Source organism: Staphylococcus gallinarum, assembly GCF_000875895.1.
Taxonomy (GTDB): Bacteria; Bacillota; Bacilli; order Staphylococcales; family Staphylococcaceae; genus Staphylococcus; species Staphylococcus gallinarum.
Window position 1 is genome coordinate 1 of record NZ_JXCF01000131.1, and the last position, 241, is coordinate 241.

Here is a 241-nt window from a genome sequence, read left to right on the forward strand (position 1 = left end):
CCTCTATCTCAATATCTTCTGCATTCACTCGATTTAAATTCTTTTGTAACAAACGAACAAAATCATTATGGACTTTTTTACCTCTACCTTGAAAGTCCTCCGTCGTCTTTTTCAAACTCGCCTTGATTGCCTGCAATTCCTTTTCTCTCAAGTCCTGTTGTTCTTTCATCTCTGATATATATTTTATTACTAGCTTGTTTTGTTTCTTCAGTTCTTGCAATTCTTCGTTTTCTAAGGTCTT

1 pseudogene is annotated in these 241 nt (G+C 34.4%); it reads right to left on the bottom strand.

What is annotated here, in order from left to right:
• Window positions 1-241 (bottom strand): annotated as a pseudogene (locus tag SH09_RS13750) (DUF334 domain-containing protein); the annotation flags it as partial.